This is a genomic window from Geodermatophilus sp. CPCC 205506 (genome assembly GCF_051383635.1).
Taxonomy (GTDB): domain Bacteria; phylum Actinomycetota; class Actinomycetes; order Mycobacteriales; family Geodermatophilaceae; genus Geodermatophilus.
In genome coordinates this window covers 31,937-57,882 of the sequence record NZ_JALPKP010000010.1, presented here as the reverse complement: position 1 = coordinate 57,882, position 25,946 = coordinate 31,937, and the positions used below count along the sequence as shown (strand labels likewise).

Genomic DNA, 25,946 nt, shown 5'->3' with positions numbered 1-25,946 from the left:
GATCCGACACTCCTGACCACGCTCGTCGACCGACTCCCGGTCGGTCGCCGCCGGTCGACGACCTCAGCGCCGGCCGCTGCACTCCACGTTGCTCAGGCCTCCCACTGCGTCCGCCTGGTTGTCGCACGTCACCGTCACGCTGGCGCGGAGCTCCCGCGGTCCGGCGACGTTGATGCCGTAGCCGGCGACCCGGCCCACCCGGTTCCCCGCGAACACGACGTCGCGCCCCCAGCCGTCGACCACCTCGTGCACCTGGAAGCCGTCCTCCGGCGAGGACGTCCCGACGTTCCCCTCGACCACCCAGCCGTTGCCCTTCACGTCCACCCAGGAGTCGGCCTCCACCATCGTGGCGCCGTCGAAGGTGTTGCCGCGCAGCACGCCGTCGCTGGTCCCCTCCTTGACGTCGACCGACTCCGCCGTCGTCCCGGCCACGTCGTTGCCCTCGATCAGGTTCCGGTCGCTGCGGTCGGGCTGGCAGTCGGTCAGCTGGCACCAGTTGCTCTCCGCGCTGCCCACGTAGATCCCCTCGCCGAAGCTGGGCTTGCGCAGCCCGGTGTCGCGGACGGTGTTCCCGGCGACGACGTTGTCGCTGCTGTGCGTGCGCAGGTGGATCGCCTCGTCGCCCATCGAGGTGACGAGCAGGCCCTCGAGGCGGATGCCGGACCCGGCGTCGACCATCACCCCCTTCTGCCCGCCGGTGACGGTCAGCCCGCTGACGTGCCAGTGCGTGGCCCCGCTCAGGTGCAGCGTGTAGTCGCCGTCGACCTCACCCCCGTCGAGCACCGCGCCCCGGCCTCCGCACAACCGGATCGGCGCACCCGGCGCGGCCTGGGCGGTGGCGAGGAAGTTGCCCGCGTACCGGCCGTCGGCCAGCCGGATCACCTGGCCGGGCCGGGCGTCGTCCAGCGCCCGCTGCAGGCCGGCGGCGTCGGTGACGTCGACCACCTCGCTCCCGGTGCACTCCGCCGGTGGCGTGCCGGCGGCCGGCGGCGGAACGCCCGGGGGCCGGTCCGGCGGTGAGGGGGTCGCGGACGAGGCCGGCGCGGACGACGACCCGCTCGCGTCCGGGCCGTCGTCGGAGGGTGAGGTGCAGGCGGCGGCCGCGAGCAGCCACAGGAGGACGGCGGAGCACCCGATCCGCCGGCGCGCGGGGTGCCGGGAGGCGACCCGGGTCATGCCGACGCCCCGGACGAGGGGGTGGCGCGGCCGACGTCCACGCGCAGCACCGGCGGCCGCTCCCGGAGCACCGGGTCCGGGTAGGGCGCCGTGCCCGGGGTCAGCGGGCGACGCCGCGCCCGCAGGGCGAGCGCCAGCGGGAGGCCCAGCACCAGGACCCAGAGGACGAGCGTGGGGTGGTCGGGGACGAAGCCGGCCCAGTAGTCCCAGTTGTCCCGGTCCCGCTCCCAGCCCTCGACGTCGTTGCCGGAGACGTGCACGGAGGAGGAGCCCGAGAGCCGGAAGGTGTCCAGGCCGCTGGGCCCCTGGCCGGCGACGGTGTTGCCCTGTACCGACGAGTCACGCACCGTGCCGACGACGGAGATGCCGTGGTCGGAGGCCCCTGCGACGGTGTTCCCGACGACGTCCGAGGTCGCGTCCTCCACCCGGATGGCCGTCTCGCCGCCCGTGACCTCGTTGCCGGAGACGGTCGCCGCGCCGCGCTGCACCGAGATGCCGAAGCGGTGGTCCCCGGAGACGACCGTGTCCTCGACGGTGGTCGGTGCCGAGGTCCCCTCGATCAGGATGCCGTCGCGGTTGTCGAACACCCGGGTACCGCGGATGGCGACCGAGTCCCCGTCGACGACGCGCACCCCGGCTCGGCCGTTGCCCTGGAGCCGCCCGCCGGTGATGACCACGTCCCCGTAGGTCCGCCACGAGGCGCCACCGGCCGACACCCCCTCGGCCAGTGGGCTGCCGCAGAAGTACATGCCGTACCTGCCGTTCCGCACGGCGGTGACGTCGGTGTAGCGCACCGACTCCGACCCCCGGTCGGCGGAGAAGCCGTGCCGGCCGTTGTCGTGGGCGACCGACGACCGGACCGTCGTCTGCTCGGTGCTCCGGTGCAGGGACAGGCCGTCCACCGTGTTGTCCGCGAAGGTTGTCCCCGAGATCTCGAGCCCCTCGCCCTGGGAGGCGAAGGCGCCGTAGTGGTTGGCCCGGAACGAGGAGTCGGTCACCGAGCCGGTGGCGACACTCGTGGAGCTCCCGGTCCAGGCCACCCCGCTCGTCCGGCCCGCCCAGAAGCCGAGGTTCGAGACGTCGGTCTGCCGGAAGGTCATCTCGCCGCCCGCGGTGCGGATGTAGGCCCGCCCGTCGCCGACCGTCTCGTCCGGTCCGCCGCGGCCCGGGTCCCAGCTTGCCACCCGCAGCCGCTGCCCCTCCGCCCCGGAGAGCTCGAGATCGGCCTTCCACGCCACGAGGGAGGCGAACCCGGTGGCCTCGCTGCGCAGGCGCAGGGACGTCCCCGGCGCGTCGACGACCAGCCGGGCACCGGGCGCCACGAACACGTTCCGGATGAGCAGCACCGCGCCGTCCGGCTGCACCTGGGCCGCTCCCAGGGTCTCGAGGTCGGCCAGGCCGTACGCGAGTCCGGCCGCCGTCAGGACGAGGGTGTCGACGCCACCCACCACGACGGTGTAGGGCCCCGACCCCGGGCGGATGGTCGAGACGAGGGTGAGCAGGCGCTGGTCCTCCTCGACGAGCAGGGTGCTCTGCCGGTCGGCACCCACGCCCGTCAGCGCCCTGATGAGGGCGACCGCCGCGCCCGGGGGCCCTGCGGCCTGAACCGCGCGGTCCGATCGCGGCCCGACGAGGGCGGAGACCCCGAGCGCGGCCGCGGTCACCACGAACGCGACCAGCAGGCGGCGGCCGGTGACCCGTCGCCGGCGGGGCCCGGTCACCCGGTCACCGGGGCGGGAGCGGCCGCCGGCGCGGTCGCCGGCGACAGGCTGGCCTCGTCCTGGGCCTCGCCGCCGGTGAGGTCGCTCCGGCGGGTGAGCCAGCCCTGCTTGTTCATGGTGAACAGCGCGTAGGTCTTGATGGGCAGCGCCACCAGCGCGATGACGACGGCCACCAGGGGCAGGATCAGCACGTCCGACGGCCGGCGCCGCAGGTGGCTCGTGCTGCGGATGGCCCGCCCGAGGACGACCCAGGCGAGAGCAAGGGACAGCGCCTGCCACCCGCGTCCGGACGCACCAGCCGCGACGACGTAGTAGACGGCGGCGAACATCGTCACCGGGGTGAGCAGGATCTGCAGCACGGTGACCTGGCTGACCAGTGGCACCCGCCACAGCCAGCCGTTCCACGCAGCGGTCAGGTAGCAGCGGTAGGAGTTCCGGCTCCAGCGGACCCGCTGCTTGCAGAAGGCGCGGAAGGTGCTCGGGAACATCGACACCGCCCGCGCGCTGGCCTGGTGCACCGTCTTGTACCCGCTGGCCAGCACCAGCCAGGTGAGCCGCCCGTCGTCGCCGGCGATGCAGCGGCGACCCAGGAAGAACTCGTGCTCCAGGTGCTCGAGCACCGGCAGGACGGCACTGCGCCGGTAGGCCGCGGTGCGGCCGGAGACGCAGACCACGGCACCGGCACGAGCGGTCGCCGGTACGTAGTCCAGGTACCGCAGGTTGATGATCCAGTCGGCGACCCGACGCCACAGGCTCGACGTCGGCTGGTAGACGTTCTGCCGGGTGCCGACCGCACCGACCGTCGGGTCGGCGAAGGGCATCTGCACCGAACTCAGCACCCCTGGCAGCCAGCTGGTGTCGGAGTCGCACAGCACGAGCACCTCGCCGGTCGCGGCCCGGATGCCGACCCCGAGGGCTGAGCGCTTGCCCTGGTGGGCGAAGGAGATCACCGTCAGCCGCGCGTCCTCCCGCGCGGTCAGCCGTGTGAACGCCTCGGTGTCCCCCACATCGAGGACGACGATCACCTCCGTGGGGCGCTGGGCCAGCCAGCTGTCGAGGCACCGGTCGAGAACGTCGGGGTCCTCGCGGAAGGACGGCACGACGACCGACGTCGTCGTCCGGAAGTCGTTGATCGTCGAGCGGTACCGCGCCGACAGGACCTTGCGGATGAACCAGATGGACCACGACAGGACACCCACGACGCCGAACGGCAGCAGCAGGTGCCAGTCGCGGGCGACCACGGACAGCAGGTCGGACACGACGTTCCCCCTTCAGGACATCGGTGAGGGAGGTGCGCGGGGTGTCCGGCCCGAGGAGGTGCCGTCGACGGAGGCGACCGGAGGAGCGGTCCGGGCCGGACGGGTGGACCGACGGCGTCGTCGGTCGCAGGCGCGCAGGTGCCGAACGGCGCCCATGTGTCGGAACGGGGCCCCGATGTCGGATCAGTCACCTGTGGTCAGTGAGCCCTCGGACGGATCCACGGGGGTGCGGCGAGGGCGCCCGCAGCAGGTGCGGACCCGGGCCGTCCCCCCGTCGGGGACCGGTCCCGCAGCGCAGCCAGCCGCTGGGCCCGGCGGCTCGCTCGGGTGAGATGCTGGTGCCTCGTAACTCAGAGCGCACGCACGATCTGCGCGGGGCAACCGTGTCCTCGCGCTGCCGAGTCGGTCGATCACGGTGTGTGAGAAGTCGCGGGTCAGCGGTAGCCCTCGTCACCGGCCGGGCGTCCGGCGTCCTGCACCTCGACGACGTAGCGCCAGGCGTCGGGCTGCGTGCCGTCGACGTCGGGGAAGCCGTAGACGCGAGCCAGCTCGCCGCTGGAGGTGCTCCGCCCCGACCAGCGGGCCCGGTCCGGGTCGGCGGCGAGGGCGGCGACCGCCCGGCCGACGAACAGGGGGCTCTCGGAGATGCAGAAGTGCGGGTCGACCGCCGTCCCGTCCCGCCAGTTCGCCTCGGTCACGCCGAAGAGCTCGAGCATCATCTCCGAGCGCAGCCAGCCCGGGGTGAGGGCCACCGCGGTGCCGCCCACCGGGCGCAGCTCCGCGGCCTGGGAGAACGCCAGCCGGGTGACGGCGACCTTGACCAGGTCGTAGAAGACCGAGAGCCGGACGTGGGTGGCGTTGTACGCGTCGGTGCCGTCGGTCATCTCGACGACCAGCCCGCCGGGGCGGCGGGTGAGCAGCCGCAGCGCGTGCGCGCTGGTGACCAGGTGGGTCTCCAGGCCGAGGCGGACCAGCCGCAGGCCGCGGTCGAGGTCGGACGCCCAGATCGGAACGCCCTCCTCGTAGAGCGTCTCGCCGCCCCAGATGTCGTTGACCAGCACGTCGAGCCGGCCGGAGTCGGCGTCGACGCGGGCCACCAGCGCGGCGACCTGCCCCGGGTCGAGGTGGTCGCACACGACCGGGATCCCGCGCCCGCCGGCCGCGGTGACCAGCTCCGCGGTCTCCTCGACGGTCTCGGGCCGGTCGTACTCCGAGCGCCGGCCGGCCGTGCTGCGGCCGGTGCACCAGACCGTGGCGCCGGCCGCGCCGAGGGCGACGGCGATGCCCCGCCCGGCGCCGCGGGTGGCCCCGGCGACCAGGGCCACGGTGCCGGAGAGGTCGGGCGGCGTGTACGGCATGCGCGCAGCCTGCCCCGGACCACCGACGGTCCGGGGCAGGCTGCCGGGTCGCTACCGGCGTGCGGTCAGGCCGTCGCCTCGGCGGCGAGCGGCTCCGGGTGTCGCAGCGGGAACGGGCTCATGCCGCCACCGTCGATCGGGATGGCCTGCGCGGTGATGTAGCCGGCCTCGAGCGAGGCGAGGAAGGCCACCGCGGCGGCGATGTCGTCGGGCAGGCCGACCCGGCCGACCGGGATGGCACGGCCGCGGGAGGCCAGCAGGGCCGCCTCGTCGACGTCGGGACCGGAGCTGAGGAACGCCCGGCTGGTGCCGACCAGACCCGGGCACAGCGCGTTGACCGTGATGCCCCACGGGCCCAGGTCCATGGCCAGGGCCCGGGTGAGCCCGATGACGCCGGCCTTCGACGCCGAGTACGGCCCGGAGAACGGTGCGGCGGTGAGGCCGGCCATCGAGGAGATGTTGACGATCCGGCCCGAGCGCTGCTGGCGCATGACCGGCACCGCCGCCCGGCACATGAGCCACGGCCCGCGCAGGTTGACCGCCACTACCCGGTCGAAGACCTCGACCGGGATGTCGGCGACGTCGGCGCGGTCCGGCCCCTGCGGCGCGGCGGCGTTGTTCACCAGGACGTCGAGGCGGCCGAAGCGCTCGACCGCCTCGGCGACCATGCGCTCGGCGTCGGCCTCGACCGCGACGTCGCCCAGCGCGGCCGCCGCCGTCCCGCCGCCGGCGGTGATGTCGGCGACCAGCGCGTCGACCCCGCCCCAGCCGGTGCCGCGGTCCTCCTGCTGCCGGTTGGGTACCCCGGTCGCCTGCAGGTCGGTGACGACGACCGCCGTCCCCTGCGCGGCGAGCCGGCGGGCGATCGCCTGGCCCATGCCGTCCGGCTTGCCGCAGCCGGTGACCAGCGCGACCGGCTGCGCCGTCACGCGTGCACCGCCGGGGCGCCCTCGGGGGTGGCGACCTCGGTGATCGGGGCCGGCTTCGGCGGCTTGGGGCTGCTCGGGCCGCCGTCGACCGACAGGACCTGGCCGGAGATCCAGCGCGCGCGGTCGCTGGAGAGGAACAGCACCGACTGGGCGATGTCCCACGGGCTGCCCTCCGTGCCCAGCGCCGACCAGCCCTTGCGGATCGCACGCATCTCCTGCGACATGTTCGCCGCGGCGAACGCGCCCCAGATGGCACCGACCTGCACGCAGTTCACCCGGATGCCGCGGTCGCCGAGGGTGTTGGCCGCACCGACGGTCATGTTCTCCAGGCCGGCCTTGGCCAGGTTGTAGACCATGCCCGGCCCGCGGGCCCGGACGCCGACGGAGCTGATGTTGACGATCGCGGAGCCCGCGCCCATCACCTCAACGGCGTGCCGGGTCATCTGCCAGGCGGTGGTGAGGTTGAGGTCCATCAGCTGGTGGAACCGCTCGGGGGTCACCTCGAAGATGCCCGCCCGGTCCCCGACCGCCACGTTGTTGACCAGCGTGTCGAAGCCGCCGAACCGCTCGACGACCTCCTGGACGGCCCGTCGGCAGGCGTCGTCGTCGAGCAGGTCGGCGACGACGGCGATGGCCGTGCCGCCGTCGGCCTCGATCGCCTCGACGGTCCGCAGCGCGGCGGTCTCGTCCCGGTCGAGGACGGCCACCCGCGCGCCGTGCGCGGCGAACACCCGGCTGATGGCGTAGCCGACGCCGGGCTCGTTCTGGCTCTGCTGGCCGCCGCCGGTGACCAGGGCGGTCCGGCCGGCCATCCACGGGTCCCCGGCGCCGCCGAAGGGATCGCTGAGCAACTCGCTGAACTCGGTCACTGCGCGGCTCCTGCCTGGTTCGTGGGGGTGGTGCGGCCGGCGACCGGCACCGAACTGGCCGACCAGCCGGAGAAGACGCGCACGACCATGGAGATGCCGGCGTTGCGCGCGCCCGCGACGACGATCGGCAGCACCTCGGGGCCGGATGCGCCGAACAGCGGGTCGAACGCGGCGGGGTCGGTGCCCCCGTCGGCGAAGCGGACGCCGTTGTCGCCGACGCCGTCCTTGCCGACGCGGGCCAGGTCGGCCTTGGTGCGCCCGGAGCGCTCCACCAGCCACGCTCGGACGTCGGCCTTGCTCATCCCGGCGCCGGCCAGCAGCTGCGCGTGCTCCGGGCAGAAGACGATCCCGGCCGGGTGGTGGCGGAAGATCGCCGCGCCGCTGCGGGAGATCGTGTCCGCGAAGTCGGCCAGCAGCTGCTCGGGGTCGGCGGTGTGCCGGTTGTCGACGTACTCGACGGTGCGGGTGAGCATCCCGGAGACCGCGGAGGTGCCGGCGGGCACGCCGCCCTCGACCGAGAGCGGCTCCCAGGGGCTCTCCTCCTCGTTCTCCGCGATGCAGACCTGCCAGCGGCCGGGCAGGCCCTGGGTGGCCTGCTCGAAGCCGTGCGGGACGACGCCGAGGGCGTTGCGGACCATCAGCCCGATGCTGCGGGCGACGGTCGTGTTGGGGCGGAACCCGGGGCCGAACACGCCGCCGGCGGCGTTGAAGCCGAGCTCCTGGCGCACCGGGCCGTTCACCACCAGCAGCGGCGAGGGGCCGCTGGTGCTCTGCCAGCCGCCGCCGGTGGCCGACCGGTCGCGCTGCACGGCCTCCCAGGCGGCGAGGACGACGGGGAAGTACTCGGGCCGGCAGCCGGCCATGGCCGCGTTGATGGCGGCCAGCTCGACGGTGACGGTGCGCTTGAGGTGCTCCAGCGCGCCGATCACCTCGTCGGGCTGCCGGTCGACGGTGGCGAGGAAGCGGTCGACCAGCGAGCGGGTCGCCGGGACCAGCGGCAGGCCGTCGGACCAGCCCTGGGCGTAGCAGTGCTCGATGGCCGCCTGGGCGGCCTCGGGGTCGGCGTCCGGGACGACGACCGGCGTCTCCGCGACGGTCACGAGGCAGCCTTCTGCTGCGCCGCGGCGGCGGTCACGGTGGCGACCACCTGCGGGAGCAGCTGCCGGGCCCGCTCACGGACCGCGTCGGCGTCGAGGATCGCCACCGGGTGCGCGGTGGTCAGGTACCGGTAGTCGGGGGCGCCCTGCACCTCGGCCATGCCGCTGGCGGTGGCGGTGAAGGCGTCGGAGCAGATGACCGCCGCGGGCACGCCGGCGCGCTCCAGCGCGATGCCGTCGGCCACGGCCGAGGCGCTGCAGGAGCCGCAGTCGCCGACCCCGGTGAGGACGACGTCGCACTCGCGGACCAGCTCGCCGAGGGTCTCCTCGGGCAGCGGCAGGGCGAAGGCGGTCTTGGTGCGGCGCAGCACCTCGGCCGAGGCCCCGTGCTCGCGCTGCAGCAGCCCGGCCAGCTCGTCGAGCAGCAGCGCGGCGTTGTGCTTGGTGTTCTCGAGCAGGCCCAGCCGGACGCCGGACAGGTCGGCACGGCGGGGCGCGAGCGCGGAACTGCCGATGCGGGGGGTGGTCTGGCCGGTGGGGTCGAGGATGTCGGCGAGGGTGGCCATCACGCGCCTCCACCCGGGAGTCGGGTCGGGCAGGTCGGGAACGGGTTCACGCTGGCCTCTTGGATCGTCTCGGCGGGATGTGGGCCGTCGGCCGGGCCCCGGGGACCCGGCCGGCACGCAGATCACGGCTGGCGGACGGCGCCCGGCAACCCCGCGGTGGGCGGCGAGGTGGCTGCCGCCGTCCTTGCCGCCCAATCGTGTGCGGGACCACACCGGCCGGGCGACGGGCCTTCCCCCCGGTGGAAGCCGGGCGCACCGGAACGCGCTCGGGTGACGTGCTTGACTCCACCGTGGCGGGCACGCACAGTGACCCCGCCCACCTGCTGGGTGCATGTGCCAACCACTTCCGGAGAAAGGGCGTTGATGGGAGCAACGACGGTGACGGCAGCCCCCACGGAGAGCGCGTCCGGGCGGCTCCCCGGCGGGGGGCAGGCCACGGCCGCGGGCCGCGTGCTCGCCGTCCTCTCCGCCTTCGGGCCGGCACACCCGGCGTTGACGCTCAGCGAGATCAGCCGCCGCTCGGGGCTCACGCTGACCACCACGCACCGGCTGGTCGGCGAGCTGCGGCAGTGGGGCGGCCTCGAGCGCGGGCCGGACGGCCGGTACGCCATCGGGCTGCGGCTGCTGGAGCTCGGCGCACTCGCCCCGCACGGCCTGCAGCTGCGCGAGCTGGCCCTCCCCTACCTCGACGACCTGCACCAGGCCACCCGCGCCAACGTGCACCTCGCCGTCCGCGACGGCTCCGACGGGGTCTACGTCGAGGCGCTGCGCGCCCGCGGCGCGGTCAAGCTGATGAGCCGGATCGGCGGCCGGTGGCCGCTGCACGCCACCGGCACCGGACAGGTTCTGCTCGCCTTCACCGAGCGCGAGGCGCAGGACCAGCTGCTCAGGGGCCCGCTCAAGCGCTTCACCCCCGACACGATCACCGACGTCGCGGTGCTGCGGCGGGTGCTGGCCGACGTCCGCCGCACCGGCGTGGCGATCGCCGAGAACCAGCTGACGCCCGACGCCCTGGCCGTCGCCGTGCCGGTGCGCGGTCAGCGCGACGAGGTGGTCGCCGCCCTCGGCGTCACCGTGCAGCGCGGCACCGTGCAGAGCCACGCGCTCGTGCCGGCCCTGGCCGCGACCGCCCGCGGCATCTCCCGGGCCCTCGGTGCCCCCTCGGCCAAGCCCGAGGCCAGCGGCGCCGTCCGCGCCTCCCGGACGCCGGGGGCCACGGCGCTGCGCTGAGCGCCGTCCTCACCTCGCCGTCGCCGGCCTCGCGCCGTACCACGAGGTCGGCGGCGGCACGCCGTGGTCACGACCGGCCACGCACAGCACCGCGGCCGCCGGCCCCCTCGGGGGGACCGGCGGCCGCGGTGTCGTCCTCCTACTGCTCGTGCAGGATGACGCCGCGGATGTTCTTGCCGTCGGTGAGGTCCTGGTAGGCCTCGTTGACCTCCTCCAGCTTGTACGTGCGGGTGACCAGCTCGTCGAGCTTGAGCTGGCCGGCCCGGTACAGGCCCAGGAGCCGCGGCACGTCGTAGAGCGGGTTGCAGTCGCCGAACAGGGCGCCGCGGACCTGCCGCTGGTAGCCGATGAGCGCGCCGGCGTGGAAGTGCGCGGCCTTCTCGGTCAGCTTCCCGACGCCGGTGATGGTGACCTTGCCGCCCTTGCCGGTCATCTGCAGCGCGGCGTTGACCATCTTCTCGGTCACCACACCCGGGGTGAGGATCGCGTGGTCGGCGAGCTGGCCCCACGTCGTCTCGACGACGAAGTCGTGCGCCTCCTTCGCCGAGGCGAAGGCGTGCGTGGCACCGAAGACCGAGGTGGCCATCTCACGCTTGTACTCGACCGGGTCGACGACGACGACGTTCTTGGCGCCGGCGTACTTGGCGCCCTGGACGGCGTTGCTGCCGACGCCGCCGGAGCCGAAGACCACCACGGTGTCCCCCGCGCGGACGCCGGCGGCGTAGACCGCCGAGCCCCACCCGGTCGGGACGCCGCAGCCGACGAGGCAGGCGACCTCCCAGGGGATGTCGTCGGCGAGCGGGATGGCCGCCCACTCCGAGATCACCGCGTACTGCGAGAACGACCCCACGGTGCAGAAGCCGCCGAGGTCCTCGTCGCCGAGGTGGAACCGGAAGGTGCCGTCGAGGAACATGCCGGTGCCGGCGTTGAGGCCCTTGACGCACATGTTCTGGTGCCCGGTCGAGCAGGGCCGGCAGGCGCCGCACGCCGGGATGTAGGAACAGACGATCCGGTCACCCGGCTTGACCCGGGTGACGTTCGCGCCCACCGACTCGACGATGCCGGCACCCTCGTGACCGCCCACCACGGGCATGCGCACCGGAGCGTCACCCTGGGTGATGTGGTCGTCGGAGTGGCACAGCCCCGAGGCGACGAACTTGACCCGGACCTCGTGCTCCTTGGGGTCGTCGAGCTGGAGGTCGACGAGTTCCCAGCCGCGGTGTGCCGCCCGCGCGATGGCCGCGCGCGTCGTGATGCTGCTCATGCGATCCCTCTCAGTTCCCGGTGCCACGGAGGGACACGGTCTTGACCTGCGTGTAGTCGAGCACGGCGTCGGCGCCCATCGACCGGCCGAAGCCGCTGCGCTTGTAGCCGCCGAACGGGCCGCCGATGACCCCGGCGCCCAGGGCGGCGTTGACCGCGACCTGGCCGGCCTGCAGCCCGCGGGCGAACTTGACGGCCTTGCCCACGTCGCGGGTCCAGACGGAGGCGACCAGGCCGTACTCGGTGCCGTTGGCGACCGCGAGCGCCTGCTCGTCGTCGTCCACCGGGGTGACGCCCAGGACGGGACCGAAGATCTCCTCCTGGTGGATGCGCATGGCCGGGTCGACGTTGTCGAACAGGGTGGGCTCGACGAAGAAGCCGCGCTCGTACTTGTCGCCGGACGGGCGCCCGCCGCCGAGGACGAGGTCGGCGCCCTCCTCCTGGCCGAGCTCCATGTACTTGAGCACCCGCTCGTGCTGCTTGGCGTTGATGAGCGGGCCCATGTTGACCTGCTCGTACCAGGGGCCGACCTTGACCTGCGACATGTGCTCGGCCAGGCGCTGGACGACCTCGGACTGGATGGAGCGCGCGACCACGACCCGCGAGCCGGCCGCGCAGATCTGGCCGGTGTTGAGCGTGATGCCGCGGGCGATCGCCGGGATCGCGGCGTCCAGGTCGGCGTCGGCGAGGATGACCTGCGGCGACTTGCCGCCCAGCTCCAGGTGCAGCGGGGTGAGGTTCTTCGCACAGGCGGCCATGATCAGCTCACCGGTCTGCGGCGAGCCGGTGAAGCTGATCCGCCGGATCCGCGGGTGGGCCGGGATCGCCGCGCCGGCCTCGTGCCCGTAGCCGGTGACGACGTTGACCACGCCCGGCGGGATGCCCGCCTCGAGCGCGAGCTTGGCCAGGGCCAGCCCGGTGAGCGGGGCGTCCTCGGCCGGCTTGATCACGATGGTGTTGCCCGCGGCGATCGCCGGGCCGACGTCGGTGACGAACATCGGGCCGGGCGCGTTCCACGGGATGATCGCTCCGACGACGCCGTAGGGCTCGCGGAGGGTCAGCCCGAGGGCGTCGGGGGTGTAGGTCGGCAGCGAGAGGCCCTGCACCTTGTCGGCCTGGCCGGCCGTGAAGCGCAGCTGGCCGGACATGGGCGGCGGACCCCAGTGCGGGCGGCCGACCTCCTGGGACTCCAGGGAGTCCAGCTCGGCGATGTTCTCGTCGATCAGCGCGGCCCAGCGGAACAGCAGGGCGGCGCGCGCGGTGGCGTTGGTGTCCCGCCAGGCCGGGAAGGCGGCCTCGGCGGCCTGCACGGCGGCCTCGACGTCGGCGGCGGTGCCGCGCGGCACGCGGGCGAGGACGTCGCCGGTCGCCGGGTTGATGACGTCGATCGTCTCGCCGCCGGCCGCGGGGACCCAGTCACCGCCGATGAGCTGGGCATTGTCGATGATCAGGGACGACCCGGCCGTGGGCGCCGGAGGGGCGATGGTCATGGCTGCTGTCCTCAGTGCTCGTGGATGATGACGCCGCGGATGTTCTTGCCGTCGAGCATGTCCTGGTAGCCCTGGTTGACGTCCTCGAGCTTGTAGGTCCGGGTGACCAGCTCGTCGAGCTTGAGCTTCCCGGAGCGGTACAGGCTGAGCAGGCGCGGGACGTCGTGCAGCGGGTTGCACCCGCCGAAGATGCCGCCCTGGATCCGCCGCTGGTACCCGATGAACACGCCCGGGTGCTCGTTCACCCAGCCGTTGCCGACGGCGGTCACGGAGACCTGGCCGGTCTTGCCGACGACCTGCAGGGCGTCGGCGATGACCTCGTCGTGGAGGACGCCGACGGTGATGATGGCGTGGTCGGCCAGCTCGCCCCAGGTCGCCTCGACGACGAAGTCGTGCGCCTCCTTCGCCGAGGCGAAGGTGTGGGTGGCCCCGAAGACGGTGGCCATCTCGCGCTTGAACTCGACCGGGTCGACGACGACGACGCGCTCGGCACCGGCCAGCGCGGCGCCCTGGACGGCGTTGGCGCCGACCCCGCCGGAGCCGTAGATGACCACCGTGTCACCGGCCTTGACGCCGGCGAGGTGCACCGCGCTGCCCCACCCGGTGGGGACGCCGCAGCCGACGAGCGCGGCGATCTCGAACGGGATGTCCTCGGGGATCTCGATGACCGAGTACTCGCTGACGACGGCGTACTGGGAGAAGGTGCCCAGCACGCACAGCCCGCCGAAGTCCTCACCGTTCTCGTGGAAGCGGAAGGTGCCGTCGGGGAACACGCCGGTCGAGGCGTTCTTGCCCTCGTCGCACAGGTTCTGCCGGCCCGTCGAGCAGTAGCGGCACTTGCCGCAGGCGGGGATGAAGGAGCAGACCACGTGGTCGCCGACCTTCACCCGGGTGACGCCCTCGCCGACGGCGTCGACGATCCCGGCGCCCTCGTGCCCGCCGACCACCGGGAAACGCATCATCGCGTCGCCCTTCTGGATGTGGTCGTCCGAGTGGCACATCCCGGCCGCCATGAACTTGATGCGGACCTCGTTGGCCTTCGGGTCGTCGAGCTCGAGCTCGGTGATCTCCCACGGCCGACCCGGCTCGCGGCAGACCGCGGCGCGCGTGGTCATGCTCATATGGGCTCCTTCCCAGTTCTGGACGTCGGCCGCTGTGGGGTGCTCGTCGACGGCGGCGGCCTGGTGGGCCGTCCGTGCGCTGCACGAGCGCGCTCCCCGGCCGGATCCCACCCTGCGCCCCCAGGGTGGCGCGGACCACAGGTCTTCCCCATCACGGAAGACCACGCGGCCAGCGATCCCGCCCGAGGGCCGGCGGCCGCCCTGTGCCCTGGGTCTCTTTTCCGGCCCGTGGAAGATGCGGTTCTGCCCGGGCGGTCCGGCTGCTGGACTCTCCCCGCTCGACCGACGTCGACCGTGTCCCGGTCGTACCGGTCCGGACCCTGCGCCGCCGGCTCCTCCGGGGCGCCACCGACCGGCCCGCGAGCCCGCCCGCCCTGTGGAAGGACCCCTCCCCCCGTGAAGGACCGCCCGTGATCGACAAGTTCCGCGAGGATCTCCTGTCCGTGGTGGACGCCGTGCCCTCGGGTGCCTCCATCGCCGTCGGCGGCTTCGGCAGCTCCGGCCGGCCCGACGGCCTCATCGACGCGCTGTGCGAGCTCGACCGCCGCGACCTGCACGTCTACGTCAACAACGTGGGCCACGACTTCACCGGCGTCGGCCGGCTGCTGCACGAGGGCCGCCTGCGCCGGGTGACGGCGTCCTTCCCGATCCTGCAGGAGTTCTACGACGAGTACTTCGCCGGCAAGGTGGAGCTGGAGCTGATCCCGCAGGGCACGCTGGCCGAGCGGATGCGGGCCGGTGGCGCGGGCATCCCCGCCTTCTTCACGCCGTCCGGCGCCGGCACGATGCTCTCCGACGGGTCGTTCACCCTGCGCTACTCCCCCGACGGCGGCGGCGTCGCCGAGCACGTGCCGGCCAAGGAGACCCGCCTCATCCACGGCCGCGAGCACGTCCTCGAGGAGGGCATCGTCGCCGACTTCGGCTTCGTGAAGGCCAACAAGGCCGACCGGAAGGGCAACCTCCGATTCCGGCTGTCGGCCCGCAACTTCAACCCGATGGCGGGTATGTGCGGGAAGACGACGATCGCCGAGGTCGAGGAGCTCGTCGAGGTCGACGCGATCCACCCGGACGACGTCCACCTCCCCGGGGTGTTCGTGGACCACGTCGTCATGTCCACCGGCAAGGCCGCCAGCTCCCCGAGCTCCGCCGCCGAGACGACGAGGAAGGCCTCCTGATGACCGACACCATGCCCGCTGCCCCGCCGGTCACCGGCCGCACCCGCGAGGGCATCGCGGAACGGCTCGCCCAGGACCTGCACGACGGCTACGTCGTCAACCTCGGCGTCGGCATCCCGCTGCTGGTCCCCCGCTTCCTGCCCGAGGGCAAGGAGATCGTGCTGCACGCCGAGAACGGCGTCCTGGGCATCGGCGGCGACGCCGACCCCGGTGAGGAGGACCCCGACCTCACCGACGCCGGCAAGCAGCCGATCACCCTGATCCCCGGCGCGGCGATCACCGACTCGGCGCTGTCGTTCGCGATCATCCGCGGCGGCCACCTGGACGCCACCATCCTCGGCGCCCTGCAGGTCTCGGCCTCCGGCGACCTGGCGAACTGGTACGTCCCGGGGAAGAACCCCGCTGTCGGCGGCGCGATGGACCTGGTGGCCGGCACCCCGCAGGTGTGGGTCGCGATGGAGCACGTCGACCGCAAGGGCCGGCCGAAGATCGTGCCCGAGTGCACGATGCCGCTCACCGGCAAGGGCGTGGTCACCCGCGTCTACACCGACCTCGCCGTCTTCCACGTCGTCGACGGGCAGCTGCGGCTGGTGGAGTGCGCTCCGGGCGTCACGCCCGAGGTGGTCCGCGAGCACACGTCGGCGCCGTACACCGAGCACCTCGACGGCTGACCGAGGCCGCACTCCCCCTGGTTCCCGGGCCCGCACCGCCGTCCCGCGGTGCGGGCCCGGCCCGTTCTCTCCCCATCCGAAGGAGCACACATGCAGGACGTCGACGGCAAGATCGCCTTCATCACCGGCGGGTCCAGCGGCATCGGCCGCGGCATCGGGCTGGCGTTCGCCCGCGCGGGCATGCAGGTCGTCATCAGCGGCCGCCGGCAGGAGCACATCGACGAGACGAAGGCCGAGTTCGCCGCGGCCGGGCTCCAGGTCGACTCGGTGGTCTTGGACGTGACCGACCGGGAGGCCGTCGAGCGCGCCGCCGAGGAGACCGAGCGCCGCTACGGGCGGATCGACGTCCTGGTGAACAACGCCGGGATCGGCCTGACCGGGCCGGTCATGAAGGCCACCCCGACGGACTGGGACTGGGTCATCGACGTCAACATCAAGGGCGTCGCGCACGGGATCCACGCCTTCGTGCCGCGGATCCAGAAGCACGGCCAGGGGGGCCACGTGGTCAACACCTCGTCGATGGCCGGCCTCCTGCCGATCGTGGCGGGCCTGTACTCGATGACGAAGGCCGCGGTGATCGCGCTGTCGGAGGCGCTGGCCATCGAGCTGGCCCCCGACGGCATCGGCGTCTCGGCCTACTGCCCCGGGCCTACGCACAGCAACATCGCCGGCGGGGTGGCCCGTCGTCCCGAGCAGTACGGGGAGAGCGGCTACACGCCGCCGCCCGCGGAGTTCCTCGAGCGGGCCAAGACCCAGCCCTACATGAGCTACGTCGAGGCCGGCGAGCGGGTGCTCGAGGGCGTCCGCCGCAACGACCTGTTCATCCTCACCCACCCGGAGTTCAGGGACGGCGTGCGCGACCGGTTCGACACCACGCTGGCCGCCTTCCCCGACGAGCCGATCGACGAGGTGCGGGCCGCGGCGATCCCGTTCCTGACCGCGCACACCATCTACGCGCCGGAGAAGCGCCTCCCCTCCCCCCGCCACGACCCCAGCTGACCGACCCCGTGAGGGGCAGGCCCCGCCGTATCCGCTGGGGCCGGCCTCTGTCGTCCGCCCTGGAAGCGCTGCCCCTCGGCGTCGGTGTGCGGGGATGCGCAACTTCCCGCCCAGAACTGCGCATCCGCGCACACGGTCGGCCCGGATGCCCGGTCCGCGCCGGGCGCCGGGTCAGGGCAGCGGGGTCTCGTCCAGCGGGATGAGCGGGACCGGGCCGGCGAGATCCTCGGGGTCGGCCGGGAAGTAGGCGAAGTTCTTCGCCCGCGCGCCGCCGTCGACCACGAGGTCGGTGCCGGTGATCAGCCGCGCGTAGTCCGAGCACAGCCACGCGACGGCGTGCCCGATGTCGGTCGGCGTCCCGGTGCTGCCCATGGGCACCAGCGGCGGGCGCTCGCCCGACCAGCGGGCCGGACGCCGCCACGGCTCGTCCCCGGTGTTGCCGCCGAGGCCGCCGCCCTTCCGGCCGGCGTTGAGCATGTCGGCCGGCCGGCCCTGGGCGGCCAGCTGGGCCAGCAGCTCGGGGTTGTCGATGGTCGGCGCGGTCGGGGTGTAGCTGTTCACCCGGATGCCGTAGGGCGCGAGGTCCATGGCCGCGGCCCGGACGAAGTTGTTCACGCCGCCCTTGTTGAACGCGTAGGCGATGACGCCGGCCGAGCCGTTCCAGCCGTTGGACGACGAGATGCAGACGATCGAGCCGCGGATGCCGCGCTCGGCCATCGCCCGGCCGACGATCTTGGTGTTGAGGAAGTAGCCGAGGCCGGAGACCTTGATCGACCGCTCGAAGGTCTCGGCGGTCTCGTCGAGCACGCCCTTGCCGCCCAGCATCGCAGCGTTGTTGACCAGGATGTCGATGCGGCCCCACTGCTCCAGGACGGCGTCGACGTAGCCCTGCACCGCGGCCTCGTCCGTGACGTCACCCGGGGCGGCCATCGCCTCGCCGCCGTTGCGCTCGATCCGGGCGATCGCGGTCTTGATCACGTCGTCGTCGACGTCGTTGCAGGCCACCTTCGCGCCGTACTTGGAGAGGGCGAGCGCGAGGCCGCTGCCGATGTTGGGGCCGACGCCGGTGACCAGCGCGACCTTCCCCTCGAGGGAGATCTCCACTCCGTGCTCCGTTCGATCGGGCTGCAGTGAGCCTGCAGCGGGTGCTCGGGCATGCCGGAGACCCGCGGGTGAGGGCACTCCCCTCACCCGCGGGTCCCTGCGGCGGGTGTCCGGACGGCGGCGGGCCGGTCAGCCCGCGACCGCCCGGCGCGGATCAGGAGCTGACGTCGGTCGGGTAGGTCAGCCGGATGCTCTCCGGCTGGACGCCGAGCACCGGCGCGAGCATCGACTGCATGAGCGGCTTGGGCACGAGGCACTCCTCGCACGCGTCCGGGCCGGCGACGATCGAGACGTCGGCGCCGTCGCCGGTGACGTCCACGTCGAGCCGGTAGTCGTCGGCCTGCAGCGTCTGCTTCAACTGGTCGAGCTGAGCCTGGTCGATGCTCACGGGGACACCTCCTGGAGAGCGGTCGGCCGCGAGGAGGCCGACCAGCGGACGGGGACGGAGCGGCCGGACCACGGGGCCCAGCCGAACGGACGGAACACCATCGAGATCGCGGCGTTGGCCGCACCGGCGACGATCACGGGGATCTCGGCGGCCGACGGCATCATCGTCACCACGCCGTCCCGAACGGGGGCACCGCCGCCCTTGCCGGCGGCGGCGAGCTCGGCCTCGGTGTGCGTGGCGTGCTCGAACAGCCACTGCTGCACGTCGGCGCGGCTGTACCCGGCGTCGGCGAGGGTCTGGGCGTGCTCGGGGCCGAGCACCAGGCCGCCGCTGGAGTGCCGGACGCCGAGGTAGGCGCCGATGCGGGCCAGCGAGTCGGCGAAGTCCTGCAGCACCGCCTCGGCGCTGTCGGTGTGCCGGTTGTCGACGTACTCGCAGCAGCGGATGAGCACGGCCGACACCGCGTCGACGCCGGGCTCGAGGCCGCCGACGACGCTGAGCGGCTCCCACGGGGAGAGCTCCTCGTGCTCGCCGATGAGCAGCTGCCAGCGGCCGGGCACGCCCTGGGTGGCCTGCTCGAGCTCCTGCGGCTTGATGCCGTAGCCGTTGCGTACGAGCAGCCCGATGGCGCGGGCGATGGTGGCGTTGGCCCGGAAGCCGGGACCGAACACCCCGCCGGCGCAGTTGATGCCCAGCCGCCCGCGCATGGGGCCGTTGGCGACCAGCAGCGGCGCGGGGCCGCTGGTGGACTGCCACGCCCCGCCGTTGGTGGAGGCCTCGCCGTTGAGGGCGTCCCAGGCGGCCAGCACGACCGGGAAGTACTCCGGCTCGCAGCCGGCCATGATCGCGTTGACCGCGGCCTGCCGGACGGTCACCCGGCGGTTGAGGTGGGCCTGGGCGCCGATGACCTCGTCGGGGTCGCGGTCGGTGGTGGCCAGGAAGGCGTCGAGGTCCTCCCGGGTGGCGGGGACGACGGGGAGGCCGTCGGTCCAGCCCTGCTCGTAGCAGTACCGGATCGCCTCCCTCGCGGTCCGCGCCGGGTCGTCGACCGCTGTCATGAGGCCACCGCCACCGAGGAGCGGGTGAGCATGCCGACGATCTCGGGCAGCGCCTGGACGGCGCGCTCGCGCACACCCTCCCGGGAGAGGCTCGCCACCGGGTGCGCGGTGGTGACGTACTCGTACCCCGGGGTGCCCTGGAGGCCGGCCATGGCGTCGGCGCTGACCCGGAAGGCGTCGCTGCAGATGACCGCGGCCGGGATGCCGGCGGCCTCGAGCTGCAGCCCGTCGGCGATCGCCGAGGCGCTGCAGGACCCGCAGTCGCCCACACCGACGACCACGACGTCGGTCTCCCCGCGGAACTCCTCGAGCATCTCCGGCGGGGCCGGGTGCACGATGCTCGGCTTGGTCCGGGTGAGGACGGTCGTCACGCCGTGCTCGGACTCCAGCAGGGCGGCGACCTCCTCGAGGAAGTCCGCCGCGTTGCGCTTGGTGTTGACGAGCAGGCCCAGGCGCAGGCCGTTCAGCCCGCCGGGGCGGGAGGCCAGCGCCGTGCGTCCCCGCTCGTCGCCGGGTGCGCCCACGGTCGGGTCGATGATGGTGTCGAACACGTCTCTCCTCGCTCCGTGGACGCCGGCCCGCGCGGCGCCGTCCCTGGGAGGAACGCTAGGCGCGCGCGCGAGCCGGCTCCACGTCCTTCCCGCGCGGCGGAACCGGCGGGCCGACGTGGGATCTCAGACGACCGTGGACCCGGCCGGTGGCTTCGCGGTCGGGGACTCCCCGGGCAGGCTGGCCCCACCGGTCGCCTTCGGGACCTCCGGCATCGGGAGGTCCAGCGGGAAGTGGCAGGCCACCTGGTGCGCGGGCTGGTGCTCGACCAGCTTCGGCGCCTCGTCCGCGCACTTCTGCTGGGCCCGCGGGCAGCGGGTGCGGAACCGGCACCCGCTGGGCGGGTCGATCGGCGACGGCGGCTCGCCCGGCAGCGCGACCGGCCGGTGGGCGGCCCCGGTGACCGGGTCGACCCGCGGGATGGAGTCCAGCAGCGCCGACGTGTACGGGTGCAGCGGCTGCCGGTACATGGCCTCGGACGGGCCGATCTCGGCCAGCTGGCCGAGGTACATGACCGCCACCCGGTCGCTGACCTGCTTGACCATCGCCAGGTCGTGGGCGATGAACAGGTAGGAGAGGTTCATCTCCCGCCGCAGCTTCTCGAACAGGTTGAGGACCTGCGCCTGGATCAGCACGTCGAGGGAGGAGACCGCCTCGTCGGCGACGATCAGCGCCGGCTCCAGCGCGATGGCGCGGGCGATGGCCACCCTCTGGCACTGGCCACCGGAGAGCTCGAACGGACGGCGCTTCGCGTACTGGGACGGGTCCAGCCCGACGAGGTCCAGCAGCTCCTCCACCCGCCGCTTCCGGGAGTCGGCGTTGCCCCAGCCGTGGCCGACCAGGGGCTCCTCGACCAGCTCGGTCACCCGCCAGCGCGGGTTCAGCGAGCCGAACGGGTCCTGGTAGACCATCTGCATCTGCCGGCGGGACTCCTTGAGCTCCCGGCGGCCCAGCGTCATGAGGTCCTTGCCCTGGAACTCCACGACGCCGGACTTCGGCCGGGGCAGCTGGATCACCGACCGGGCCAGGGTCGACTTGCCCGAGCCGGTCTCGCCCACCACGCCGAGGGTCTCCCCCGGGTAGATGTCGAACGACACGTCCGACACGGCGTGGACGACGCCGCCCTTGACGCCGCCCGCGGCGCGCACGGGGAACTCCTGGACGAGGTTGCGGGCGCTCAGCAGCGGCGTGCGCGCCTCCGCCCGGTCGCCCGTCATGCGCTCCTCGACGGCGGTCATCGCTGCTCTCCGTTCGCGGTGGCGGTACCGGCCCCGACGGGGTGCCAGCACGCCCAGTGGTGCTCGGGCTCGTGCTCGGTGAGGGGCGGGGTCTCCAGGCACTTGTCGGTCGCGTTGGAGCACCGGGGCCGGAAGGGGCAGCCCTTGGGCAGCGCGGACAGGTCCGGCGGCTGCCCGGGAGTCACCTCGAACAGCGAGTGCGGCTCCCGGTCCAGGGCCGGGATGGCCCCCAGCAGGGCGTGGGTGTAGGGCATGCGGACGTTGGCGAACAGCGTCTTCGTCGGCGCCTGCTCGACCGCGCGGCCCGCGTACATGACGACGACGTCCTGGGCGTAGCTGGCCGCCAGCCCCAGGTCGTGGCTGATCATGATGACCGCCATGCCGAGACGCTGCTGGAGCTCGACCAGCAGCTCCATGATCTGCGCCTGCGTCGTGACGTCGAGCGCCGTGGTGGCCTCGTCGGCGATGAGCAGCCGCGGCTCGCCGGCGAGGGCGATGGCGATCATGACGCGCTGGCGCATACCGCCGGACAGCTGGTGCGGGTACTCGTGGAAGCGCCGCTCGGCGGCGGGCAGCCGGACCAGCTTGAGCAGCTCGACCGCACGGGCGTGCGCGCCCTTCTTGTCCAGGTCGCTGTGCAGCCGGACCGCCTCGGTGATCTGCGTGCCGATCTTCATGGTCGGGTTGAGCGACCGGGCCGGGTCCTGGAACACCATGGCGATGTCGCCGCCGCGCAGGGCCCGCATGTCCTTCTCGGCCATGCCGATCAGCTCGCGGCCCTCGAACCGCGCCGAGCCGGTGATCTTCGCCGTCGGCGGGAGCAGGCCCATGAGCGCGCGCGAGCTCACGCTCTTGCCCGACCCGGACTCGCCGATGATCGCCATCATCGCGCCGGGGACGAGCTCGTAGGAGAGCCCGTTGACCGCGTTGATCTTCCGGCCGCCGCGGGAGAACTGGACCCGGAGGTCCTCCACCACCAGCAGCGGCTCGCCCGGCTGCGCCGGGGTGACCCGGGACGGCTTGCCCATCGACACCGGGTCGATGACTCCTTCGGACACCTGGGCCTCCCCCGCGGCGTAGGTCGCCGTTCGCTTGCTCATCGACCACTCCAACGTGCCCGCAGGTTCTCGCCGAGGAGGTTGAAGGCGAGCACGGTGATCAGCAGGGCCAGACTCGGCCAGACGACGAGCATCGGCGTGGCCGAGAGGCTGAGCTGACCGGTCGCGACCATGTTCCCCCAGCTGGGCGCAGGGTCCGGGATCCCGAGACCGAGGAAGCTCAGCGCGCCCTCGATGATGATCACGATGCCCATGCCCAGCATGCCGAAGGTGATCAGCTGCGGGGCGATGTTGGGCGCCAGGTGCTTGAACAGCATCCGGCGCGCCGGCGTCCCGGCCAGCTGTGCGGCCGCCATGAACGGCATCTCGCGCAGCCGGAGGACCGCCGAGCGGGCCACCCGGGCGAACGCCGGGATGCTGAAGAAGGCCAGCGCCAGGATCGTGTTGGTCATCGACGGGCCCAGCGCCTGGGCCACCGCGAGGGTGAGCACCAGGGACGGGAAGGCGATCAGCACGTCGAGGATGCGCATGATCAGCGTGTCGACCATCCCGGCGACGTAGCCCGACAGCGCCCCGAGGGTCCCGCCGATGGCCAGGCCGAGCAGGTTCACGGCCACGGCGATCCACAGCGAGGACTGACCGCCGTGGAGCAGCCGCGACAGGATGTCGTTGCCGTTCGGGTCGGTGCCCAGGATGTGCCCCGGGGAGAACGCCGGCAGGTTGCTCTCCAGGATGTTGCCGCCGACGGGGCTCGGCAGGGACAGCAGCGTGGGGCCCAGGTAGCAGGCGATCACCACGAAGGCGATCAGGCCGGCCGGGATCCAGGTGCCCAGGTTGTGGCCCCAGCGGCGACCACGGCCGCCGATCTTGGCCTCGGCCTCGTCGATCTCGGGGCCGATGGAGAACGACGGGGCCGGCTCAACGACTGCCATAGCGGATCCTCGGGTCCAGGACGGCGTACAGGATGTCGACGACCAGGTTCGCCAGCACCGCGACGAGCGCGAAGATGACGACCGCCGCCTGCACGACGACGAAGTCACGGGTGTTGATGGCCTGCAGCAGCATCTGACCGATACCCGGCAGCGCGAAGATCTGCTCGATGATCACGGTGCCGCCGATCAGGGCACCCAGGTTCAGCCCGACGATGGTGATCAGGCCGAAGGACGAGTTCCGGAACGCGTGCTTGAGCAGCACCGACCAGGAGCCGACGCCCTTGGCGCGGGCGGTGGTGACGTACTCCTCCTGCTGCATCTGGTCCACGAGGTCGCCGCGGAGGAACCGGGTGTAGAAGCAGAACAGCGGCAGGCCGATCGCCGCGGACGGCAGGATCATCGACTTGAGGTTGAGCCACAGCCCGTCCTCCAGCGGGACGAAGCCGATGGCCGGCAGCCAGCCGAGGTTCACCGCGAACACCAGCACCAGCAGCAGCGCCAGCACGTAGTTGGCGACCGAGAGGCCCAGCGTGCTGACGACCATGCTGATCCGGTCCAGGATCCCGCCCGGCTTGTGGGCGGCGAGGAGGGCCACCGGGATGGCCAGGAGCAGCGAGACGACGAACGCGAGGAACACGAGCTCGGCGGTCACGGGGAGGCGCTGGGCGAGGATGTCGCTCACCGGCTGGCGGCTGACGATGGACTGGCCGAGGTCACCGGTGACGGCGCCCTGCAGCCACTCCAGGTAGCGCTCCAGCCCGGGCTTGTCGAGGCCGAGCTGCTGCTCGAGGAGCGCGATGTCCTCGGGCGTGGCCTCGGGGCCCAGCAGCTGCTGGGCGGCGTTGCCGGGGATCAGGCTGAGCACCCAGAACGTCAGGATCGTGACGCCCAGCATGATCGGGATGGCCATCAGCAGGCGCTTGACGACCAGCCGGAGGACCGGCGACCCGGTGACCCGGGAGAGGCGGGAGGCCCGCGGGCCCCGGCTGTCAGCCGGGACCCGCGGGGTTGTTGCGGTGGCGGTCACTGCTCCCGCCAGACCTCGTCCCAGATGACCCCGGCGTTGACCAGGATCGGCGGGATCTTGGTGGTGAGGCCCGGGCCGTGCACGCCGACGGCGGCGAGGTTGGCCGGGGCGAAGGCCAGCCCGAAGGGCGCGTAGAAGTTCTGCGCGATGAGCTCGGCGGCCTGCCGGTAGAGGTCGGCCCGCTGCGTCTCGTCCAGGGTCGAGGCCGCGTCGTTCAGCAGCTGGTCGAGCTTCGGGTCCGCCACGCCGCTGTACGGGACACCGGAGTTGAACCGGAAGCCGACGCCGACACCGGCCGCCGGGTCCCAGGCGCCCGCGGTCTGCAGCATGGCCTGCCACTGACCGCCGGTGAACTCCTGGATGACGCCAGAGAGCTGGTAGTCGTTGATCTCCACGTCGATGCCGGCCTCCTGCCACTGCGTCTGCAGGGCGGTGTTGATCTGGGTGGCGACGTAGTTGCTGATCGTGCCGAGCCGGATCGTCATGCCGCCGAGCTCCTCGACGATCTCCTTGGCCCGGTCGAGGTCGTACTCCGGGTAGCCCTCGACCTCGGGCTCGTAGAAGAGGCCACCGGGGCCGGTGAAGCCCTGGCTCACCTCGTACTGGCCGCCGAAGATGCCCTCGTTGATGGCCTCGAAGTCGGTGGCCCGGTAGATGGCCTCACGAGCGCGGGCGTCGTTGAACGGCGCGATCTTCGTGTTCAGCTGGATGACGTAGGGAGACGTCGCCGGCTGGATCGTCACCTGCAGCTGCGGGTTGGCCTGCGCCTGCTCGAGCAGCGGGGTGGTGTTGAGGCCCTCGTAGGCCTGCGCCTGGCCGGCCTGCAGCGCCTGGTAGGCGGGCTGGTCGCCACCGATCGACTGGAAGGTCAGCCGGTCCAGGTAGGGCAGGCCCTCCTTGAAGTAGTTCTCGTTCCGCTCGAGCTCGAGCACCGAGCTGAGCTGGTTCTCGACGACCGTGAACGGACCGGCGCCGACCGGGGTGATCTTGAAGGCGTCCTCGCCCTGCGCCTCGAGCGCGGTCGGGGAGGCGATCCAGTTGACGTTCGCCGACGGGAAGGACGCGAGCACCGCGGGGTAGGGCCGGGTGAAGGACAGCTGGATGGTCAGCGGGTCGATCACCTGGATGCCGCCCTCGGCCAGCGGCCAGGTCGGCTTGCAGGTGCAGGGGTTGGCGAGGTCGCGCTCCCAGTTGAAGCGGACGGCCTCGGCGTCGAGCGGCGTGCCGTCGCTGAACTGGATGCCCTCACGCAGCTTGACGGTGAAGGTCAGCCCGTCCTCGGAGAACTCGTAGCTCTCCGCCTGGTTCGGCGTGACCTCGGCGTTGGAGCCGTCGTCGTCGGCCTTGAGCAGGAAGAGGCCACCGAAGACCGCCTGCATCATCGCGATGTTGGAGCCACCGGTGGTGTTGGTCGCCGGGTCGATGCCGGCCGGCCAGCTGCCGGCGAAGGCGGCGTCCTCCAGGACGGTCAGCTCGCCGCCCTGCTGCGGCTCGCCCGCCGGTCCCGCGGTGCCGGCGGCCGTGCCTCCGGAATCGCCGCCACCGCCGCAGGCTGACAACGCCAGCGCAGCGGCGGTGAGAAGGGACAGGATCGTCCGTTGCTTCATGTAGGTGCTCCCCTTGGGGCCTCGGTGACTCTGGGGTGGACGGTGGAGCTGCACGTCGAGG

At 72.9% G+C, this 25,946-nt stretch carries 24 protein-coding genes; 4 read left to right on the top strand and 20 right to left on the bottom strand.

Translation table 11 applies throughout. The features are described from left to right. Positions 1–63: 63 nt before the first annotated feature. From MY520_RS07905 to MY520_RS07870, 8 genes are all read right to left on the bottom strand, one after another. Positions 64–1,176 (bottom strand): hypothetical protein, encoded by a 1,113-nt coding sequence (locus MY520_RS07905; protein ID WP_436691539.1) that lies wholly within the window; start codon positions 1,174–1,176, stop codon positions 64–66. Continuing rightward, positions 1,173–2,897: a right-handed parallel beta-helix repeat-containing protein gene (locus MY520_RS07900; protein ID WP_436691538.1), complete on the bottom strand. Its 1,725-nt coding sequence runs from the start codon at positions 2,895–2,897 to the stop codon at positions 1,173–1,175. The genes MY520_RS07905 and MY520_RS07900 overlap by 4 nt, the downstream gene beginning before the upstream one ends. Then, a complete protein-coding gene (locus tag MY520_RS07895) occupies positions 2,894–4,156 on the bottom strand; it encodes a glycosyltransferase (protein WP_436691537.1) in 1,263 nt (420 codons plus the stop codon). The genes MY520_RS07900 and MY520_RS07895 overlap by 4 nt, the downstream gene beginning before the upstream one ends. 434 nt (positions 4,157–4,590) lie before the next feature. Then, positions 4,591–5,514, bottom strand: a complete 924-nt coding sequence (locus MY520_RS07890; RefSeq protein ID WP_436691536.1) for an SDR family oxidoreductase — start codon at positions 5,512–5,514, stop codon at positions 4,591–4,593. A 65-nt stretch (positions 5,515–5,579) separates the two neighbouring features. After that, a complete protein-coding gene (locus tag MY520_RS07885; RefSeq protein WP_436691535.1) occupies positions 5,580–6,443 on the bottom strand; it encodes an SDR family NAD(P)-dependent oxidoreductase in 864 nt (287 codons plus the stop codon). Then, positions 6,440–7,312 (bottom strand): SDR family NAD(P)-dependent oxidoreductase, encoded by an 873-nt coding sequence (locus MY520_RS07880; protein WP_436691534.1) that lies wholly within the window; start codon positions 7,310–7,312, stop codon positions 6,440–6,442. Before MY520_RS07880 ends, MY520_RS07885 begins: the two co-directional genes overlap by 4 nt. Further along, positions 7,309–8,412 (bottom strand): hypothetical protein, encoded by a 1,104-nt coding sequence (locus MY520_RS07875; RefSeq protein ID WP_436691533.1) that lies wholly within the window; start codon positions 8,410–8,412, stop codon positions 7,309–7,311. Before MY520_RS07875 ends, MY520_RS07880 begins: the two co-directional genes overlap by 4 nt. Next, positions 8,409–8,975: a UGSC family (seleno)protein gene (locus MY520_RS07870; protein ID WP_436691532.1), complete on the bottom strand. Its 567-nt coding sequence runs from the start codon at positions 8,973–8,975 to the stop codon at positions 8,409–8,411. The genes MY520_RS07875 and MY520_RS07870 overlap by 4 nt, the downstream gene beginning before the upstream one ends. A gap of 378 nt (positions 8,976–9,353) precedes the next feature. Between MY520_RS07870 and MY520_RS07865 the strand changes: the two genes are divergently transcribed. Then, the gene (locus MY520_RS07865; RefSeq protein ID WP_436691531.1) at positions 9,354–10,205 is read left to right on the top strand and encodes an IclR family transcriptional regulator; all 852 of its coding nucleotides are present in this window, start codon (positions 9,354–9,356) and stop codon (positions 10,203–10,205) included. Positions 10,206–10,344: 139 nt separating this feature from the next. On the opposite strand, the gene MY520_RS07860 is transcribed toward MY520_RS07865, so the two are convergent. The 3 genes from MY520_RS07860 to MY520_RS07850 are packed head-to-tail and all read right to left on the bottom strand — an operon-like array spanning position 10,345 to position 14,079. Then, positions 10,345–11,469 carry an NDMA-dependent alcohol dehydrogenase gene (locus tag MY520_RS07860; protein WP_436691530.1) on the bottom strand — a complete coding sequence of 375 codons (1,125 nt, stop codon included), beginning with the start codon at positions 11,467–11,469 and terminating at the stop codon, positions 10,345–10,347. Between the two features lie 10 nt (positions 11,470–11,479). Beyond that, positions 11,480–12,958: an aldehyde dehydrogenase family protein gene (locus MY520_RS07855; RefSeq protein ID WP_436691529.1), complete on the bottom strand. Its 1,479-nt coding sequence runs from the start codon at positions 12,956–12,958 to the stop codon at positions 11,480–11,482. An 11-nt stretch (positions 12,959–12,969) separates the two neighbouring features. After that, complete coding sequence (locus tag MY520_RS07850; protein WP_436691528.1) at positions 12,970–14,079, bottom strand: NDMA-dependent alcohol dehydrogenase; 1,110 nt, start codon at positions 14,077–14,079, stop codon at positions 12,970–12,972. 410 nt (positions 14,080–14,489) lie between these two features. On the opposite strand from MY520_RS07850, the gene MY520_RS07845 reads away from it, so the two are divergent. The 3 genes from MY520_RS07845 to MY520_RS07835 all read left to right on the top strand — a co-directional run bounded on the left by MY520_RS07845 (position 14,490) and on the right by MY520_RS07835 (position 16,924). Further along, the gene (locus MY520_RS07845; protein ID WP_436691527.1) at positions 14,490–15,254 is read left to right on the top strand and encodes a CoA transferase subunit A; all 765 of its coding nucleotides are present in this window, start codon (positions 14,490–14,492) and stop codon (positions 15,252–15,254) included. Next, positions 15,254–15,925: a 3-oxoacid CoA-transferase subunit B gene (locus tag MY520_RS07840; protein ID WP_436691526.1), complete on the top strand. Its 672-nt coding sequence runs from the start codon at positions 15,254–15,256 to the stop codon at positions 15,923–15,925. The genes MY520_RS07845 and MY520_RS07840 overlap by 1 nt, the downstream gene beginning before the upstream one ends. A gap of 90 nt (positions 15,926–16,015) precedes the next feature. Further along, entirely contained in the window at positions 16,016–16,924 is a 909-nt protein-coding gene (locus tag MY520_RS07835) for an SDR family NAD(P)-dependent oxidoreductase (RefSeq protein ID WP_436691525.1), read from the top strand. Between the two features lie 171 nt (positions 16,925–17,095). On the opposite strand, the gene MY520_RS07830 is transcribed toward MY520_RS07835, so the two are convergent. The 9 genes from MY520_RS07830 to MY520_RS07790 all read right to left on the bottom strand — a co-directional run bounded on the left by MY520_RS07830 (position 17,096) and on the right by MY520_RS07790 (position 25,885). Further along, on the bottom strand, positions 17,096–18,028 hold the full coding sequence (locus MY520_RS07830; RefSeq protein ID WP_436691524.1) for an SDR family NAD(P)-dependent oxidoreductase: 933 nt from the start codon (positions 18,026–18,028) through the stop codon (positions 17,096–17,098). A 154-nt stretch (positions 18,029–18,182) separates the two neighbouring features. Next, on the bottom strand, positions 18,183–18,416 hold the full coding sequence (locus MY520_RS07825) for a hypothetical protein (protein ID WP_436691523.1): 234 nt from the start codon (positions 18,414–18,416) through the stop codon (positions 18,183–18,185). Next, a complete protein-coding gene (locus MY520_RS07820; RefSeq protein ID WP_436691522.1) occupies positions 18,413–19,474 on the bottom strand; it encodes a hypothetical protein in 1,062 nt (353 codons plus the stop codon). Before MY520_RS07820 ends, MY520_RS07825 begins: the two co-directional genes overlap by 4 nt. Then, the gene (locus MY520_RS07815) at positions 19,471–20,025 is read right to left on the bottom strand and encodes a UGSC family (seleno)protein (RefSeq protein WP_436691521.1); all 555 of its coding nucleotides are present in this window, start codon (positions 20,023–20,025) and stop codon (positions 19,471–19,473) included. Before MY520_RS07815 ends, MY520_RS07820 begins: the two co-directional genes overlap by 4 nt. Positions 20,026–20,148: 123 nt before the next feature. Beyond that, positions 20,149–21,261, bottom strand: coding sequence for an ABC transporter ATP-binding protein (locus MY520_RS07810; protein WP_436691520.1), 1,113 nt, complete (start codon positions 21,259–21,261; stop codon positions 20,149–20,151). Continuing rightward, the gene (locus MY520_RS07805; protein ID WP_436691519.1) at positions 21,258–22,361 is read right to left on the bottom strand and encodes an ABC transporter ATP-binding protein; all 1,104 of its coding nucleotides are present in this window, start codon (positions 22,359–22,361) and stop codon (positions 21,258–21,260) included. The genes MY520_RS07810 and MY520_RS07805 overlap by 4 nt, the downstream gene beginning before the upstream one ends. After that, positions 22,358–23,251: an ABC transporter permease gene (locus MY520_RS07800; RefSeq protein WP_436691518.1), complete on the bottom strand. Its 894-nt coding sequence runs from the start codon at positions 23,249–23,251 to the stop codon at positions 22,358–22,360. Before MY520_RS07800 ends, MY520_RS07805 begins: the two co-directional genes overlap by 4 nt. Next, positions 23,238–24,278: an ABC transporter permease gene (locus tag MY520_RS07795; protein ID WP_436691517.1), complete on the bottom strand. Its 1,041-nt coding sequence runs from the start codon at positions 24,276–24,278 to the stop codon at positions 23,238–23,240. Before MY520_RS07795 ends, MY520_RS07800 begins: the two co-directional genes overlap by 14 nt. Then, positions 24,275–25,885 carry an ABC transporter substrate-binding protein gene (locus tag MY520_RS07790; RefSeq protein WP_436691516.1) on the bottom strand — a complete coding sequence of 537 codons (1,611 nt, stop codon included), beginning with the start codon at positions 25,883–25,885 and terminating at the stop codon, positions 24,275–24,277. The genes MY520_RS07795 and MY520_RS07790 overlap by 4 nt, the downstream gene beginning before the upstream one ends. Positions 25,886–25,946: the final 61 nt, after the last annotated feature.

What these genes read in the sequence shown, in the direction of transcription:
- MY520_RS07905 (WP_436691539.1), bottom strand. Translation starts at nt 1,176, where the DNA reads ATGACCCGGGTCGCCTCCCGGCACCCCGCGCGCCGGCGGATCGGGTGC.
- MY520_RS07890 (WP_436691536.1), bottom strand. Translation starts at nt 5,514, where the DNA reads ATGCCGTACACGCCGCCCGACCTCTCCGGCACCGTGGCCCTGGTCGCC.
- MY520_RS07870 (WP_436691532.1), bottom strand. Translation starts at nt 8,975, where the DNA reads ATGGCCACCCTCGCCGACATCCTCGACCCCACCGGCCAGACCACCCCC.
- MY520_RS07860 (WP_436691530.1), bottom strand. Translation starts at nt 11,469, where the DNA reads ATGAGCAGCATCACGACGCGCGCGGCCATCGCGCGGGCGGCACACCGC.
- MY520_RS07855 (WP_436691529.1), bottom strand. Translation starts at nt 12,958, where the DNA reads ATGACCATCGCCCCTCCGGCGCCCACGGCCGGGTCGTCCCTGATCATC.
- MY520_RS07850 (WP_436691528.1), bottom strand. Translation starts at nt 14,079, where the DNA reads ATGAGCATGACCACGCGCGCCGCGGTCTGCCGCGAGCCGGGTCGGCCG.
- MY520_RS07840 (WP_436691526.1), top strand. Translation starts at nt 15,254, where the DNA reads ATGACCGACACCATGCCCGCTGCCCCGCCGGTCACCGGCCGCACCCGC.
- MY520_RS07835 (WP_436691525.1), top strand. Translation starts at nt 16,016, where the DNA reads ATGCAGGACGTCGACGGCAAGATCGCCTTCATCACCGGCGGGTCCAGC.
- MY520_RS07820 (WP_436691522.1), bottom strand. Translation starts at nt 19,474, where the DNA reads ATGACAGCGGTCGACGACCCGGCGCGGACCGCGAGGGAGGCGATCCGG.
- MY520_RS07810 (WP_436691520.1), bottom strand. Translation starts at nt 21,261, where the DNA reads ATGACCGCCGTCGAGGAGCGCATGACGGGCGACCGGGCGGAGGCGCGC.
- MY520_RS07805 (WP_436691519.1), bottom strand. Translation starts at nt 22,361, where the DNA reads ATGAGCAAGCGAACGGCGACCTACGCCGCGGGGGAGGCCCAGGTGTCC.
- MY520_RS07800 (WP_436691518.1), bottom strand. Translation starts at nt 23,251, where the DNA reads ATGGCAGTCGTTGAGCCGGCCCCGTCGTTCTCCATCGGCCCCGAGATC.
- MY520_RS07790 (WP_436691516.1), bottom strand. Translation starts at nt 25,885, where the DNA reads ATGAAGCAACGGACGATCCTGTCCCTTCTCACCGCCGCTGCGCTGGCG.